The following is a 15,392-nucleotide window of genomic DNA, read 5'->3' on the forward strand; positions in this document are numbered from 1 at the left end:
ATATGGATCATAAAAGGAATAGCACGGCGAAGATGCGCTTCGCCTGTGCTATCATTTTTTTAGTTTTTGCTTATACATTCCTGGCTTGTTACCAGGCAGATATTCTAGCCGTGGCGCAGCATGTCTTATCAGAAGGTAAGACTGATTATTTCTATACGCTTGCACCGCTGCTTGTTACCTTTGTATGCTTTCTGCTGCAGTTGGGAGCATACGCGGTGACCCGTGTGAAGCGCCGCTTCCACGGACTTACTTATTTCCCTTCATTCCTTTTGCTGGCCCTGATAGCCGATGTGCCTACCCATGTAGATGCTGGCGTGTCGCTGGGCTGGTGGTGGCTTGTCCTGCCTTTCAGCCTGCTGGTCTGGGCTGGCGTGATTTGGGTCGCCAGACAGTTGGAACCTCTTGAGCAGGAGCCACATAGTTTCGGCTGGTTCTCGCGTTACTCATGGGTGAACATCTCCCAGCTTGTCGTGATGATGCTGGCTGTTATCTTCATCACCAACAATGATCGCCTCTTTCACGAAAGAATGAAGATGGAACATCTGATGAAAGAAAAACAGTATGAAAAAGCTTTAGAGGTTGGAGAGAAATCCCTGCAGACCGATTCGTCGCTTACGATGCTCCGTATAGCCTGTCTTTATAGAACGGGCGAGCTGGGCAGCCGTCTTTTCTCCTATCCATTGGTAGGCGGCAGCCAGTCGATGTATATCAATGGCACGTCCGTCAAGGCATTGATGTGGCAGGCTCCGGTGTGGATGTATGGAACATCGCCCTGGATGAAGAAACATCGCCTGAAGTATCGCCTCTCGAAGGAGTACGAGCTTTGTGCGCTCCTGCTGGACAAGAAGCTCGATGAATTTGTCCGCAAGCTGGTTAAGTATCACGAATTGACCAAGCTGCCAACTCATTACAAAGAGGCACTTTTGCTCTATTGTCATCTTCGGACGCATCCTATCGTAGAGTTTCACGACAACGTGATGGATGCCGATTTTGCCGATTATCAGTCGATGGAGCGTAAATATAGCAATCCGGTAGAACGCCAGTCTGTTCTCCGCGATACATACAGCAACACATATTGGTACTATTATGATTATGGAAATAAATAATAGATTGAGACATAAAATATCGGGATATAGTAGTAAATGGGGATATCCGTTTTTCCGCAACTTGGCGAGTGTCCTATTGTGGATGCTCCTTCTTGTGCCATCTGCGGGCTTTGCCCAGAAGAAGGAAATACAATTGGCGAAGGATCAGGTGAAGTCGGGCAAGAACCTGCCTCAAGCGCAGGCGAGCATGCAGAAACTTCTGGCTGATTCTGCCAATCAGAACAACAAGAAAATCTGGAACCTTTACTTCGATGCTGTGCGCAAGCAATACGAGCAGGGTAACGAAAAGCTCTATCTCAAGCAGAAGTATGATACAGCCCAGCTCTTCAACCTCACCCGACAGCTCTTCGAGATTGCGCAGCAGTTTGATTCTGTTGAGATGGTTCCTAATAAAAAGGGAAAGGTGGAAATCGAATTCCGTAAGCAGCATGCTGATTATCTTTCCCATATCCGCACCAATCTCTTTAATGGTGGACTGTGGTTCCTCGGTAAGAAGAAGTATGCCGATTCCTATAAGTTCTTCGACCGTTATATAGATTGTGCCAACCAGCCGCTGTTCCAGTCATACGATTACAGTCAGAAGGATAAGCATCTGCCTCTGGCTGCCTATTATGCCGTATATTCCGGCTATAAGATGAAGGATCCCAAGGCAACGCTGCATCATTCTTATGTAGCGCTGAAAGATACCGTGCATTACAACTATATGTTGCAGTATCTTGCCGAAACCTATTATCTGGAGAAGGATACAGCGCGCTATCTGGCATCGCTCAAGGAAGGATTCGAACGGGTACCTACCTTCCCGTATTTCTTCCCACGACTCGTGGAGTTTTATGTAGATATCAATCAGCTGGATTCTGCGATGGCAGTAGTAGATAAGGCTCTCACCATTGTGCCAGACAGTGATATGTATCTTGTTGCCAAGAGCAACATCCTCTTCGAACAGAGCAAGCTCCAGGAGTGTATCAAGGTAAGCGATAAGGCTATCTCCGTGAATGAGGAACTTGCCGATCCATATTATAATGCAGGCATCTGTTATTTCAATATGGCAGTGGAGCAGGATAAGAGTTCGCAGACTTCGAGAAAGGTGCGTGAACAGGTGGATGCCAATTACAGGAAGGCACTCCCTTATTTGGTAAAATACAGAAAGCTCCAGCCTAATGAACAATCCAAGTGGGCTTTTCCGCTCTATACCATCTATCTGAACCTGAATATGGGTAAGGAGTTTGATGAAATAGATAAAATCATGAAGAAAAAGTAATCTCTTTTTCAATAAATAAAAGACAATGATAGATAGAATTTTAGATAAGTTGGGTATCGAACTCAACGATATGCAGCAGGATGCGATGCAGGCCGTGCTGCACACCGATAGAGATGTGGTAGTGCTTTCGCCTACGGGTAGTGGTAAGACGCTGGCTTATCTCCTGCCGATCTCGCAACTCATTGATGCCGGCGACGACGAGCCGCAGGCTATCGTGGTGACTCCTGGTAGAGAGCTGGCGCTGCAGTCTGCCACCGTGCTCAAGAATATGGGTAGCGGACTTCGTGCCATGGCTTGCTATGGAGGTCGTGCAACAATGGATGAGCATCGTGTGATGAAGCAGGTGCGCCCACAGATTGTCTTCGGAACTCCAGGCCGTCTGAACGATCATCTTGATAAGGGTAATCTGAACCGTTACCATATCAGATATCTCGTAATTGATGAATTTGACAAATGTCTGGAAATGGGTTTCCAGGATGAGATGAGCCGTCTGGTGAAATCGCTTCCAGGCTTGCGCCGTCACTTCCTGCTTTCTGCTACCGAGGCTGAGGAAATTCCGCGTTTCGTACACATGGGCAGAGTAGAGAAGATTGATTATCGAATGGACGAGGAGCAGGTACCTGAACGTGTACATATATATAAGGTGGAAAGTCCGGTGAAGGATAAACTGGAGAGTCTGGGTATGTTGCTCCGCAGTTTGGGCGACCAGAGCACCATCGTCTTCCTGAACTATCGTGATAGCGTAGAGCGTACCAATAAGTATCTGGTGGAGCAGGGGTTCTCTACCTCTTTCTTCCATGGCGGTCTGGAGCAGAAGGAGCGCGAGGCTTCACTCTATCGTTTCAGCAATGGCAGTGCCAATATCCTGGTAAGCACCGATCTCGCATCACGTGGTCTCGACATCCCAGACATCGATAACATCATCCATTACCACATGCCGGAAAGCGAGGATGGCTATATCCATCGTGTAGGGCGTACCGCAAGATGGGAGGCGCAGGGTAGAGCTTTCTTCCTGTTGGGTCCGGAGGAGCACATTCCTGAATATGTTGATGCAGAGGTAGAGGATTACGAGATTCCTGCCGTAGAGGAGTTGCCGATGCCTGCAAAGCCAAAAATGGCTACCTTATATATAGGTAAGGGAAAGAAGGATAAGATCAGCAAGGGCGATATCCTGGGCTTCCTTTGCAAGAAGGGCGGTTTGAATTCGTCTGAAATTGGAAAGATTGATGTCAACGACCGCTATGCCTATGCAGCGATAGCCCGACCAAAGTTGAGAAGTGTGCTCAACAATGTAAAGGGTGAGAAAATTAAGGGCGTAAAGACCATCGTAGAAGAAGTGCGATGATTTTAATATAGATAAAAGCCTCTTCTTGGAAATTATATCCAGAGGAGGCTTTTCTTATTGTAAATTGATATTTATGGCATAAATATGCGATAAATATGTTAAAAGCACTGACAAAATGAAAGATTTTTGCCCAAATCGCTAAAAATGTGCAGGAAAATTTGGTAGATTCAAATAAAATATGTAATTTCGCATCCGTAAATCCATACATAAGGGTTGCTCATTTGACTATATGGGTGGATTGCGCTTATACTGTTCCTGCTAACAGGAATGGCATGGTCAGAAAACTAAAATAATTAAACAAGATGAAGAAGTACAATTTTAACGCAGGTCCATCAATGCTTCCACGTGAAGTGATTGAGAACACAGCAAAGCAGATTTTGGATTTTAATGGTTCAGGTCTTTCATTGATGGAAATCAGCCACCGTGCTAAGGATTTCCAGCCAGTTGTTGATGAGGCTGTCTCCCTTTTCAAGGAGCTTCTTGACATTCCTGAGGGTTACTCCGTAATCTTCCTTGGTGGTGGTGCGTCGTTGCAGTTCATGCAGATTCCTGCCAACTTCCTCATCAAGAAGGCTGCCTACATTAATTCTGGTACTTGGGCTAAGAAGGCAATGAAAGAGGCAAAGCATTTTGGTGAGGTCGTGGAGATCGCATCATCGTCCGACGCCAACTACACTTTCTATCCTCAGGTTCCTAACACTGTGCCAGCCGATTGTGATTATTTGCATCTCACAAGCAACAATACAATATATGGTACCGAACTCCGTGTAGATCCAGACGTGAACGTGCCTTTGATTTCTGATATGTCATCAGATATCATGAGCCGTCCGGTAGATGTTTCCAAGTACACCGCCATCTATGCTGGTGCCCAGAAGAACCTCTCTATGGCTGGTGTTACCGTTATCATCGTCAAGGATGATATGCTCGGCAAGGCTCCTCGCGAGATTCCTACCATGCTCGACTATCGTACTCACGTAGAGAAGGGCAGTATGTTCAATACTCCTCCTGTAGTTCCTATCTATACTTTGATGGAGAACCTCCGCTGGTTGAAGGCAAATGGTGGTGTAGAGGCTGCTGACAAGCGAGCTCACGAGCGCGCTGAGGTTCTCTATGCTGAGATTGACCGCAACAAGCTCTTCAAGGGTACCGTAGAAGAAGCATCCCGCTCATTGATGAACATCTGCTTCGTGATGAACGATGAGTACAAGGAGCTGGAGAAGCCATTCCTTGATTTCGCTACAGAGCGTGGCATGGTTGGTGTCAAGGGTCACCGTTCTGTAGGTGGTTTCCGTGCCAGCTGCTACAATGCACAGACCATGGAGGGTGTTCAGGCACTCGTCAAGGCTATGCAGGATTTTGAGAAACTTTGAACTTTGAGATTTGAACTTTGAACTTTATGATTACTCCAAAGATTATAATCTATTATAAATGGGGAGCTTTTAAAGGAAAAAGCAAATCATAAAGTTCAAAGTTCAAAGTTCCAAGTTCAAAGTAAAAAGGTTCCAAGTAAAAAAGTTCAAAGTAATATGAAAGTATTAGTTGCAACAGAAAAGCCATTCGCAGCAGCTGCTGTGGAGGGCATTAAGAAAGAAATAGAGGGAGCAGGCAACGAACTCGTGCTGCTCGAAAAATATACAGAGAAGGCTCAGCTTCTCGATGCCGTGAAGGATGTGGATGCGATGATTATCCGTTCTGACAAGGCTGATGCCGAGGTGCTCGACGCAGCCAAGAACCTGAAGATTATCGTTCGTGCCGGTGCCGGTTATGATAATATCGACCTGGCTGCTGCTACTGCTCACAACATAGTAGCTGAGAACACTCCTGGTCAGAACTCTAACGCTGTAGCCGAATTGGTATTCGGCTTGCTGGTATTTGCCGTTCGTAATTTCTACAATGGTAAGGCTGGCTGTGAGTTGAAGGGTAAGAAGTTGGGTATCCTGGCATTTGGTAACGTGGGTCGCAATGTAGCTCGCATCGCCAAGGGCTTCGGTATGGAAGTGTCTGCTTATGATGCCTTCTGCCCTGCAGATGTCATCGAGGCTGCCGGTGTTCACGCCGTGAAGTCTCAGGATGAGCTGTTCCAGACTTGCGATATCGTTTCTCTTCATATCCCTGCTACTCCAGAGACTATCAAGAGCATCGATTACAAGACCGTGAACCAGTTGCCAAAGGATGGTATTCTTATCAATACAGCCCGCAAGGAGGTCATCAATGAGCCTGAGCTCCTGAAGCTTCTTGCTGAGCGTGAGGATTTGAAGTTCATCACCGACATCAAGCCAGATGCTGACGCCGACTTCGCCAAGTTCGAGGGCCGCTACTTCTCAACCCCTAAGAAGATGGGTGCGCAGACAGCCGAGGCTAACATCAATGCTGGTATCGCAGCTGCCAAGCAGATCAATGCATTCTTTGCAGATGGCTGCACCAAGTTCCAGGTAAATAAGTAATAATGACATTGAACTTTGAGATTTGAGATTTGAACTTTATGATTACCAATAATTGTATAGTTTTAGTTCGAGTCCCAAAGTTTTGTGGTTTTTGGTTATGTTAGAACGAAAAGTCGTTGAGAATGATATTTATGTTTTATCTAAGGCTTTTGCATTACGAATAGTAAATCTATATAAGTTTCTTACAGAGCAAAAACATGAATATGTAATTTCTAAGCAGCTCTTACGAAGTGGCACTAGTATTGGGGCCAATGTGCATGAAGCAAAGAATGCGCAATCTCGTCCGGATTTCTCTTCTAAAATGAATATTTCATTAAAAGAAGCAACAGAAAGTGGTTATTGGTTGGATTTGTTATATGATGCGGATTACATTACTAAAGAAGCTTATGATTCTATATCTGATGATTGTGAACATCTACAAGCTGTTTTGATTAAAATTGTAAAATCTACCAAGCATCAATAATGCTAATCATAAAGTTCAAAGTTCAAAATTCAAAGTTCAAAGTAAATAAAACATTATGGCAATAGTAAAACCTTTCAAGGGCATTCGCCCTCCAAAAGATTTAGTAGAGCAAGTTGAGTCTCGTCCATACGATGTCCTCGATTCAGAGGAAGTTCGTGCTGAGGCTGGCGATAACGAGAAAAGCCTTTATCATATCATTAAACCTGAAATCAACTTCGAACCAGGTACATCTGAATATGATCCTCGCGTCTATGAAAGCGCTGCAGAGAACTTCAGGAAGTTCCAGGAGAACGGCTGGTTGAAGCAGGATGATAAAGAACAGTATTATATCTATGCACAGACCATGAATGGCAAGACACAGTATGGTCTTGTTGTGGGTGCATACGTTAATGATTATATGACGGGTGTCATCAAGAAGCATGAGCTTACCCGCCGTGATAAGGAAGAGGATCGTATGAAGCACGTTCGTGTCTGCAATGCAAACATCGAACCGGTTTTCTTTGCTTATCCTGATAATTCTGTGCTCAATGAGATTCTGATGCGTTATGCTGCTACAGCACCGGAGTATGATTTCATCGCTCCAGTCGATGGCTTCCGTCACCAGTTCTGGATTGTCAGCGATGACAAGGATATTGAAACCATCACCGCTGAATTTGCCAAGATGCCTAGCCTCTATATCGCCGATGGTCATCACCGTTCTGCTGCCGCAGCTTTGGTGGGTGCTGAGAAGGCGAAGCAGAATCCGAACCATACCGGTAAGGAGGAATACAACTATTTCATGGCTGTCTGCTTCCAGGCAAGTCAGCTCACTATTCTTGATTACAACCGTGTAGTAAAGGATCTGAATGGCTTGACATCAGAACAGTTCCTCGATGCTCTTACCAAGAACTTCGAGGTGATAGAGATTGATGCGATTAATGTGAATGTATCAGGCGATGAGGAGGGTATCCCATGCTATGAGAAGATTGCCATTGATGAAGCAATCGAGCAGTTTGGCTTGGATATTCTGAAGCCTGCCGCTCTCCATTCTTTCCTCGTGTATCTCGACGGTAAATGGTATGGTTTGTTTGCCAAGCCAGGAACCTATGATGATGAGGACCCTATCGGCGTGCTCGATGTAGATATCTCTTCCCGTCTGATTCTGGATGATATTCTGGGCATCAAGGATTTGCGTTCTGATAAGCGTATCGACTTCGTGGGCGGTCTTCGTGGACTCGGCGAGTTGAAGCGTCGTGTAGATAGTGGCGAGATGAAGATGGCATTGGCCTTGCATCCAGTTACTATGCAGCAGATTATGGACATCGCTGACAGTGGCAAGATTATGCCTCCTAAGGCAACCTGGTTTGAGCCAAAGTTGCGCAGCGGATTGATTATTCACAAGTTGGATTAATGATTGACGAATTTAAAACCATATCAGATACTGTAGGCGAGGGATATTACACCGAGAAAAGGAGTAAGTTTCTCGCCTTTGCTCACCACGTTACCACTGTTGACGAGGTGAAGGAGATTGTTGCCGGGTACCGTAAGAAATATTACGATGCCCGACATTGTTGTTATGCCTATATGTTGGGTCCTGAGCGCACCGAGTTCCGTGCCAATGATGATGGTGAACCATCTTCTACGGCAGGAAAACCGATACTGGGACAAATAACAAAGGCAGAATTGACGGATATTCTCATTGTCGTCATCCGCTATTTCGGAGGTGTGAAGTTGGGTACCAGCGGATTGATCGTTGCCTATCGTGAAGCAGCGATAGATGCCCTGGCGCATTGCGAGGAGGTAACGCAGCAGGTAGAGGAAATCGTAACCTATGATTTCACCTATCCAATGATGAATGATGTGATGAGGATAGTGAAAGAGATGAATCCCCGTATTGTGGATCAGACTTTCGACAATACCTGCAGCATCAAGCTGTCAATCAGGAAGAGCGAGGCTGAGCAATTGCGTACCCGCCTGAAAAAACTGTCGTTTGAATAACGGAAAATCACAGAGTTCCCACACGCCCTGAAAGAGGGTGTGTCATAAGTCCACAACGCACCCTTTTTTAGTTTTTAAAGAACGTAAGTCCGCCAGGCGTCCCGCCGGATTTGCAATCCGGCGTTAAAAAATGTCCTAACCTATTTAGGCTCTGCGGATTTGCAATCCGCAGCAAAGGAGTATGCTTTTCCTTTTATTGGGGGATTACAAATCCCCCGGTGTTTATAGGTCGAACCTTTTTTTACGGCGGATTTCAAATCCGCCGGGACGCCTGGCGGGTTTACGCTCTTGAAGACACCTAGGTACTTTGGGGCTTTTATCCGTCCTCGGGCTACCATTATCAGGACTTATGACATACCCTCTTCGTATATCTATCCTTTTTCTTCCAATTCCTTCTGCAATCGGATGATTTCGTCGCGATATTGTGCTGCCTGCATGAAGTCGAGGTCCTTGGCGGCTTGCTTCATCAGGGCGGTGGTGTTGGCGATACTCTTCTCCAGTTCCTCCCTGCTCATGCTGCGGACGATAGGGTCGGCAACCATCGTGGCGCTATCTGGTTCGATATAGACACGCTGTCTGGACCCTTCGGCTCCCTTGATGCTCTTATGAACCATGATGCCTTTGGCTTTCTCGGCACTCTTGATGCTCTTGATGGTGGCTGCACCTGAAGCTGCTTCTTCTTCCTTGCCCATAGGCAGGGCAGAGGTAATCGCCTTCTGAATCTGTTTTGGCGTAATTCCATGGTCGGCATTGTATTTCAGCTGGATGCTTCTTCGGCGAGCAGTCTCATCAATGGTCTTCTGCATGCTGTCTGTGATATTATCCGCATACATAATCACCTTACCGTTCACGTTTCTGGCGGCACGGCCGGCGGTCTGGGTCAGGGAACGGTGACTGCGCAGGAATCCCTCCTTGTCTGCATCGAGGATGGCGACAAGCGAAACCTCAGGCAAGTCAAGTCCCTCGCGGAGCAGATTCACACCCACCAGTACATCATACACACCAGCTCGCAGATCGTTCATGATCTTCACGCGGTCGAGCGTTGCCACATCGCTATGGATATAGGCAGCCTTTACATCGTGGTTCAGCAGGAACTCGGTCAGCTCTTCTGCCATACGTTTGGTAAGGGTGGTGATGAGTACACGTTCATCCCGGTGGGTTCTGGTCAGAATCTCATCGAGCAGATCATCTATCTGGTTCTCGCTTGGGCGGACTTCAATCTCCGGATCGAGCAATCCCGTAGGACGGATCAGCTGTTCTACTACCACACCTTCAGATTCTCTCAACTCATAGTCGGCTGGGGTGGCACTCACGTAGATGGCCTGATGAATCATACTGTGAAATTCCTCGAAGGTGAGCGGACGGTTGTCGAAGGCGGCAGGCAATCGGAAACCATATTCCACCAGATTCTTCTTTCGGGCTCTATCGCCACCATACATCGCACCGATCTGCGGAATGCTCACATGGCTCTCATCTACCACCAGAAGGAAATCTTTCGGGAAGAAATCGAGCAGACAGTATGGCCGTTCTCCTTCGTGTCGGCCATCGAAATATCTCGAATAGTTCTCGATGCCCGAACAGTGTCCCAGCTCCTTGATCATCTCCATATCGTATTCCACACGCTCCTTGATGCGCTGTGCCTTGATGCCATCGCCTATGCTCTTGAAGAATTCTTCCTGCTTCACCAGGTCGTCCTGTATCATTCTGATGGCGATTTCCTGCTGCTCCTTGCTGGTTACAAAAAGGTTGGCAGGATAAAGCTCATATTCTTCGAAGGAGGCGAGTCGGTGATAGGTGAGGGAATCTACCTCCTCGATGCTGTCTATCTCGTCATCCCACCAGGTTACTCGCAGCACATTGTCGCTGTACGCCATGAAGATATCTACCGTTTCTCCCTTTACGCGGAAATTGCCGCGCTGCAGTTCGATGTCGTTTCTTACATAGAGGGCATCTACCAGTTTCCTGAGGAATTCATTTCTGTCGAGTTGCTGCCCCCTGTGAATCTTGATGATGTTTTCCTGCATAGCTACTGGTCCACCCATACCATAGATGCATGATACGGAAGATACCACGATGACATCTTTTCTGCCTGAAAGCAAAGCGGAAACGGCACCCAGACGGAGCTTGTCGATCTCATCATTGATGGCGAGATCTTTTTCTATATAGGTATCCGTGGTTGGCAGATATGCCTCCGGCTGGTAATAGTCGTAGTAGGAAACGTAATATTCCACGGCATTATTGGGGAAGAAGCCTTTCATCTCCTGATAAAGCTGGGCGGCAAGCGTCTTGTTATGACTCAGGATAAGAGTCGGTTTGCCCACGTTGGCTATCACGTTTGCTACGGTGAAGGTCTTGCCGGAACCGGTTACGCCAAGCAACACCTGTGCGGGCTCTCCCTGCTGGATGCCTTCGGTGAGTTGTCGGATGGCTTGCGGCTGATCACCCGTCGGTTGATATTCTGAAGTGATTTTAAAGTCCATAATCTCTGTTTTTGGGTGCAAAAATACAAAAAAAACGGCATTAATCGTTATAAAGATTAATTATTTGCGAAAAAATGTATTTTTTCTTTTGATAATAAGCAAATTATCTGTAACTTTGCATCCACAAAAGTAATAATATGAAGAAATCAATACTAATCGCAGCTAGTGTAGCATTGCTTCTTACTGGCTGTGCGAGCGAATATAATCAGGTATATAAGGCAGCAACACCTACCTATAAGTACGAGTATGCCAAGCAGTGTTTTGCACAGGGCAAGTATTCTCGTGCCATTCCTCTGTTGCAGGAAGTTGTAACCATGAAGAAGGGTTCAACTGAGGGCGAGGAGTGTCTCTATATGTTGGCAATGGCTGAGTATGGCTTGAAGGATTACGAAACGGCATCAGAGTATTTCAAGAAATATTATGCCAGCTATCCGAAGGGACAGTATGCAGAGATGGCGAAGTACTTTGTGGGCGAAAGCCTCTATCAGAATGCACCGGAGCCTCGACTCGACCAGAGTACTACTTATACTGCGATTACAGCCTTTCAGGAGTTTCTCGATCTCTTCCCGGATGCTCATCTCAAGGCTCAGGCAACCAACCGTCTCTTTGCCTTGCAGGATCTCCTGGTAGAGAAGGAGTATAAGAGTGCACGCATGTACTTCGATATGGGTACTTACTTCGGCAACTGCACCAACGGCGGCAACAATTATGAGGCTTGCATCGTTACAGCGCAGAATGCCCTCAAGGATTATCCTTACAGCAACAAGCGCGAGGAATTTGCTACACTCATCATGAAGAGCAAGTATGAACTGGCGAAGATGAGTGTTGAGAGCAAGCAGCTGGAGCGCTATCAGGATGCTGAGGATGAATGCTATGGCTTCATCAATGAGTATCCGGATTCTAAGGAGCGTGCCACTGCCGAGAAATATATCGAGAAGTGCAAGGCTTTCGAGAAGGCACATCCTGAGGATACACTCGACAAGCTCGCAGGGGACAACAAATAATGCCCCTCACAGCTTACCAGTAGAAGAAACGATAGATAAAAATAGAATAATATATATAGTACTATAAATTATGGATTATAAGAAATCAAAAGCACCAGTTAACACAGTTACCCGTAACATCATGGATCTCTGTGATGATACGCATAACATTTACGAGAGTGTTGCAATCATCGCTAAGCGAGCTAACCAGATCTCGCTTGAGATTAAGCAGGACTTGAGCAAGAAACTCTCTGAGTTTGCTTCTTACAACGATTCTTTGGAAGAGGTCTTCGAGAACCGTGAGCAGATTGAGATCTCTCGTTTCTATGAGAAGTTGCCAAAGCCAACTTTGATTGCTACAGAGGAGTTTGTAGAGAAGAGCATCTATTGGCGTGATCCAAGTGTGCCAGCTCACTCTTCTGATGAGGATGAACTCTAAACAAGACAACAGGTAGAGTTATGATACAGCGTAAACAAACCCTGTTTTTGCTTTTAGCTGTTATTGTATGTGCGCTGGGTCTGTTCTTTCCTATTGGCAGTATAGCGCCAGAGGGAATGGGAACAGACAGTATGGTTTACAATCTGGGTGTGGTGACAGGCGAGGGCGGTCTTGCTGTCTCTGCCACCTGCATCCCTCTGTTTGTCCTGCTCAGCGTAACAGCAATCTTATCGTTGGTAACGATATTCCTTTATAAGAATCGCAAGGTACAGATGAGTATCTGCAAATGTACTATGCTGCTTCAGGTATTGTGGGTGATTGATTATGTCTTGATTCTCTTGGGTATCATTCCTATTCCAGAGGTTCAGGGCAAGATGGGCATCGAGTTCGCAGCCTGTCTGCCAATCGTCAGCCTGATACTTGTCGTTATGGCATATAAGGGCGTAAATGATGACGAAAAGCTGGTAAAAGCCGCTGATCGCATCCGATAAAGCCCTGATTCTTAAAAGAAATGCTAAAAAAGCCTATAAAATAGGAGAAAAATTTGTGGGTACCAAATAAAAGTAGTACCTTTGCACCCGCTGTCACGAGATGACAGCATAAAATTCAAACCTCATTAATAATTAAATTAAAATTAGATTTAAAAAATGGCAACAAAAATCAGATTGCAGCGCGGCGGTCGTAAGAACTATGCTTTCTATAGCATCGTAATCGCTGACGTTAGAGCACCACGTGATGGTAAATTTACTGAGAAGATTGGTACTTTCAACCCTAACACCAATCCTGCTACTGTAGATTTGAATTTCGAGCGCGCACTCTACTGGGTAGAGACAGGTGCACAGCCAACAGACACAGTTCGCAACATCCTCAAGGGCGAGGGCGTTTACTTGATGAAGCACCTCAAGGGTGGCGTTAAGAAGGGCGCATTCGACGATGCTGAGGCTCAGAAGCGTTTCGACGCTTGGAAGAATGGCAAGGACGCTAAGGTTTCTGCTGTTCGCGAGGGCGACGCTAAGGCTAAGAAGGAAGCTGCTGCTAAGGAGCTCGAGGCTGAGAAGAAGATGAACGAGGCAATCGCTAAGAAGGTAGCTGAGAAGAAGGCTGCTGCTGCCGCTGCTGCTGCAGAGGCTGCTGCTGAGACTGAGGCTACAGAGGAGGCTCCAGCTGAGGCTTAATCTTCTAAAAGAATCTTCTTTGGAGATTGAAAAGTATAAAGGTCGATTACTCTTATGAAGAGTGTCGGCCTTTTTTTTGTTGTCTGTTTTTACAATAAATATCCCGTTTTTACAATAAATATCCTGGATTTGCGTTAAAGTATTATGGGAAAGACTAAGAAAATGGATGAAAGACTGGATTCAGAAAAGAACAGCTATTCGCATATATTGAAATATACCGGATTGTTTGGAGGAGTACAGGGGCTGAATATGCTCGTTGGTGTAGTCAGGAATAAATTTACCGCTATGTTCCTGGGACCTTCTGGTATGGGATTGCTGTCTCTTTTCAATTCTACTTCCAATTTCCTTTCTTCTGCTTCCAATCTCGGTATTCCTACCAGTGGCGTTAGAGTGGTTTCTGAGGCTGATACCGGAAATGGGATAGACCAGGCTGTTGCCCAGGTCCGTTCACTCTGTCTGCTTTCTGCTTTTCTGGGTGCTTTGATTTGTGCTCTTTTAGGCCCCTTGCTTAATCTCTTCACCTTTTCGTGGGGAAACCATACTCTGCATTTCATATTGTTGGCTCCTACTATCTTCTTTACCATATTGGCTGGTGGCGAGACGGCTATTCTCAAAGGATTGGGTAAGCTCAAGGCATTGGCTGTGCAGTCTTCTTTATTGGCGCTCTTGTCTTTGCTGGTTTCTGTGCCCATCTATGGCTACTTCGGAGAGCAGGGAATTCTCGTAGTACTTTTTCTGTTGGCATTAAGCCAATGGTTTCTTGCCTTTTGGTTTTCACGTAAGGAAAAGCCGTTTCGCTTGTGCTTTTCCAGGAGCCAGTTGGTTCAAGCTTTCCCGATGGTTCGTCTGGGACTCTCGTTTGTCTTGGCTGGAATGATGAGTAGTGGGGCAGAATTTCTGGTAAGAGCCTTTCTCAATCAGCAGGGAGATCTCGCCGTGGTTGGTCTTTTCAATTCCGGTATTACCCTGGTGCTGGTGTATGGTGGTATGATTTTTTCGGTGATGGAAACTGATTATTATCCCCGTCTTTCTGCAGTAAAGAGTGAGGAGAGTGGTAGGGTAGAGGCGGAAAACCGTAATCTGATTGTTAACAGACAGTTAGAGATGAATATCCTCTTGATGGGGCCAATCATCATTGCCATTATCCTGTTGCTTCCTATAGGCATACCTTTGTTATACAACAGTCAGTTTCTAGGTGTCTTGGGTATGACTCAGATTGCTGCAGCAGGGTTATTATGGAAGGCGTTTTATCTGCCGCTGGAGTATATACCTTTGTCTAGGGGTGAGGCTCGGATATTTCTGGTTCAGGAATGCTGTTGCGTATTATTGCTCATCGTCAGCGAAATCATCGGCTATCTATGGTATGGTCTGGATGGTTTGGGAGCAGGTATTGTTGTTGCCTATGTCCTGGAGTCGGTAGGAGTCTTTATCTTCTGTCATGTTCATTATGCCTATCGCCTGAGTTTCCTGGCAGGCAAGCATCTGGTGGTTCATCTTCTCAATCTGCTGCTGATAGGAGGTGTAGTATGGTTGTGGGATGCAGATTCTTGGGGCTATTGGCTGCTGGGCCTTTTCCTGTTCCTGGATTCTCTGGCGTATAGTCTCTCGAAAATTCATCGTTCGTTGAAGCAGTAGAATATACAAAGCTTTTGCCCTTTCAGGGCGTCTTACTGATTGCTCTTATACCCAGGGCGTTGCCCTGGGCTAGGAGCTTCTGCCCTT

At 46.2% G+C, this 15,392-nt stretch carries 14 protein-coding genes; 13 read left to right on the plus strand and 1 reads right to left on the minus strand.

The annotated features are described in order from the left end of the window. Positions 1-2 precede the first annotated feature (2 nt). The 8 genes from DXD25_RS10135 (at position 3) to DXD25_RS10170 (ending at position 8,593) form a co-directional block, all read left to right on the plus strand. The gene (locus tag DXD25_RS10135; RefSeq protein WP_117663392.1) at positions 3-1,106 is read left to right on the plus strand and encodes a DUF6057 family protein; all 1,104 of its coding nucleotides are present in this window, start codon (positions 3-5) and stop codon (positions 1,104-1,106) included. Next, a complete protein-coding gene (locus DXD25_RS10140) occupies positions 1,093-2,364 on the plus strand; it encodes a M48 family metallopeptidase (RefSeq protein WP_233522267.1) in 1,272 nt (423 codons plus the stop codon). Before DXD25_RS10135 ends, DXD25_RS10140 begins: the two co-directional genes overlap by 14 nt. 25 nt (positions 2,365-2,389) lie before the next feature. Continuing rightward, positions 2,390-3,709: a DEAD/DEAH box helicase gene (locus DXD25_RS10145; protein ID WP_117663394.1), complete on the plus strand. Its 1,320-nt coding sequence runs from the start codon at positions 2,390-2,392 to the stop codon at positions 3,707-3,709. A gap of 302 nt (positions 3,710-4,011) precedes the next feature. Next, positions 4,012-5,079 carry a 3-phosphoserine/phosphohydroxythreonine transaminase gene (gene serC, locus DXD25_RS10150; RefSeq protein WP_117663395.1) on the plus strand — a complete coding sequence of 356 codons (1,068 nt, stop codon included), beginning with the start codon at positions 4,012-4,014 and terminating at the stop codon, positions 5,077-5,079. Between the two features lie 156 nt (positions 5,080-5,235). Beyond that, positions 5,236-6,153, plus strand: coding sequence for an NAD(P)-dependent oxidoreductase (locus tag DXD25_RS10155; RefSeq protein WP_117663396.1), 918 nt, complete (start codon positions 5,236-5,238; stop codon positions 6,151-6,153). Positions 6,154-6,250: 97 nt separating this feature from the next. Further along, positions 6,251-6,616, plus strand: a complete 366-nt coding sequence (locus DXD25_RS10160) for a four helix bundle protein (RefSeq protein ID WP_117663397.1) — start codon at positions 6,251-6,253, stop codon at positions 6,614-6,616. A 55-nt stretch (positions 6,617-6,671) separates the two neighbouring features. Then, on the plus strand, positions 6,672-8,006 hold the full coding sequence (locus DXD25_RS10165) for a DUF1015 domain-containing protein (protein WP_117663398.1): 1,335 nt from the start codon (positions 6,672-6,674) through the stop codon (positions 8,004-8,006). Beyond that, positions 8,006-8,593, plus strand: coding sequence for a YigZ family protein (locus DXD25_RS10170; protein WP_089543369.1), 588 nt, complete (start codon positions 8,006-8,008; stop codon positions 8,591-8,593). Before DXD25_RS10165 ends, DXD25_RS10170 begins: the two co-directional genes overlap by 1 nt. 371 nt (positions 8,594-8,964) lie before the next feature. Here the strand turns inward: DXD25_RS10170 and uvrB are convergent, their stop codons facing one another. Then, on the minus strand, positions 8,965-11,073 hold the full coding sequence (gene uvrB / locus DXD25_RS10180) for an excinuclease ABC subunit UvrB (RefSeq protein WP_117663400.1): 2,109 nt from the start codon (positions 11,071-11,073) through the stop codon (positions 8,965-8,967). 137 nt (positions 11,074-11,210) lie between these two features. On the opposite strand from uvrB, the gene DXD25_RS10185 reads away from it, so the two are divergent. From DXD25_RS10185 to DXD25_RS10205, 5 genes are all read left to right on the plus strand, one after another. Next, positions 11,211-12,077, plus strand: coding sequence for an outer membrane protein assembly factor BamD (locus DXD25_RS10185; RefSeq protein ID WP_117663401.1), 867 nt, complete (start codon positions 11,211-11,213; stop codon positions 12,075-12,077). A 70-nt stretch (positions 12,078-12,147) separates the two neighbouring features. Next, positions 12,148-12,495, plus strand: coding sequence for a DNA-directed RNA polymerase subunit omega (locus DXD25_RS10190; RefSeq protein WP_117663402.1), 348 nt, complete (start codon positions 12,148-12,150; stop codon positions 12,493-12,495). 20 nt (positions 12,496-12,515) lie between these two features. Continuing rightward, positions 12,516-12,986, plus strand: a complete 471-nt coding sequence (locus tag DXD25_RS10195; protein WP_117663403.1) for a DUF4293 domain-containing protein — start codon at positions 12,516-12,518, stop codon at positions 12,984-12,986. Positions 12,987-13,142: 156 nt separating this feature from the next. Further along, complete coding sequence (locus DXD25_RS10200) at positions 13,143-13,670, plus strand: 30S ribosomal protein S16 (protein WP_117663404.1); 528 nt, start codon at positions 13,143-13,145, stop codon at positions 13,668-13,670. A 144-nt stretch (positions 13,671-13,814) separates the two neighbouring features. Continuing rightward, positions 13,815-15,305: a hypothetical protein gene (locus DXD25_RS10205; RefSeq protein ID WP_147327895.1), complete on the plus strand. Its 1,491-nt coding sequence runs from the start codon at positions 13,815-13,817 to the stop codon at positions 15,303-15,305. The last annotated feature ends 87 nt before the right edge of the window (positions 15,306-15,392 follow it).

Source organism: Prevotella sp. TF12-30, from assembly GCF_003436715.1.
Lineage (GTDB): Bacteria > Bacteroidota > Bacteroidia > Bacteroidales > Bacteroidaceae > Prevotella > Prevotella copri_A.

Coding starts and splice junctions, on each gene's coding strand:
- DXD25_RS10135 (WP_117663392.1), top strand. CDS start 3: ATGGATCATAAAAGGAATAGCACGGCGAAGATGCGCTTCGCCTGTGCT.
- DXD25_RS10140 (WP_233522267.1), top strand. CDS start 1,093: ATGGAAATAAATAATAGATTGAGACATAAAATATCGGGATATAGTAGT.
- DXD25_RS10145 (WP_117663394.1), top strand. CDS start 2,390: ATGATAGATAGAATTTTAGATAAGTTGGGTATCGAACTCAACGATATG.
- serC (WP_117663395.1), top strand. CDS start 4,012: ATGAAGAAGTACAATTTTAACGCAGGTCCATCAATGCTTCCACGTGAA.
- DXD25_RS10155 (WP_117663396.1), top strand. CDS start 5,236: ATGAAAGTATTAGTTGCAACAGAAAAGCCATTCGCAGCAGCTGCTGTG.
- DXD25_RS10160 (WP_117663397.1), top strand. CDS start 6,251: ATGTTAGAACGAAAAGTCGTTGAGAATGATATTTATGTTTTATCTAAG.
- DXD25_RS10165 (WP_117663398.1), top strand. CDS start 6,672: ATGGCAATAGTAAAACCTTTCAAGGGCATTCGCCCTCCAAAAGATTTA.
- DXD25_RS10170 (WP_089543369.1), top strand. CDS start 8,006: ATGATTGACGAATTTAAAACCATATCAGATACTGTAGGCGAGGGATAT.
- uvrB (WP_117663400.1), bottom strand. CDS start 11,073: ATGGACTTTAAAATCACTTCAGAATATCAACCGACGGGTGATCAGCCG.
- DXD25_RS10185 (WP_117663401.1), top strand. CDS start 11,211: ATGAAGAAATCAATACTAATCGCAGCTAGTGTAGCATTGCTTCTTACT.
- DXD25_RS10190 (WP_117663402.1), top strand. CDS start 12,148: ATGGATTATAAGAAATCAAAAGCACCAGTTAACACAGTTACCCGTAAC.
- DXD25_RS10195 (WP_117663403.1), top strand. CDS start 12,516: ATGATACAGCGTAAACAAACCCTGTTTTTGCTTTTAGCTGTTATTGTA.
- DXD25_RS10200 (WP_117663404.1), top strand. CDS start 13,143: ATGGCAACAAAAATCAGATTGCAGCGCGGCGGTCGTAAGAACTATGCT.
- DXD25_RS10205 (WP_147327895.1), top strand. CDS start 13,815: ATGGGAAAGACTAAGAAAATGGATGAAAGACTGGATTCAGAAAAGAAC.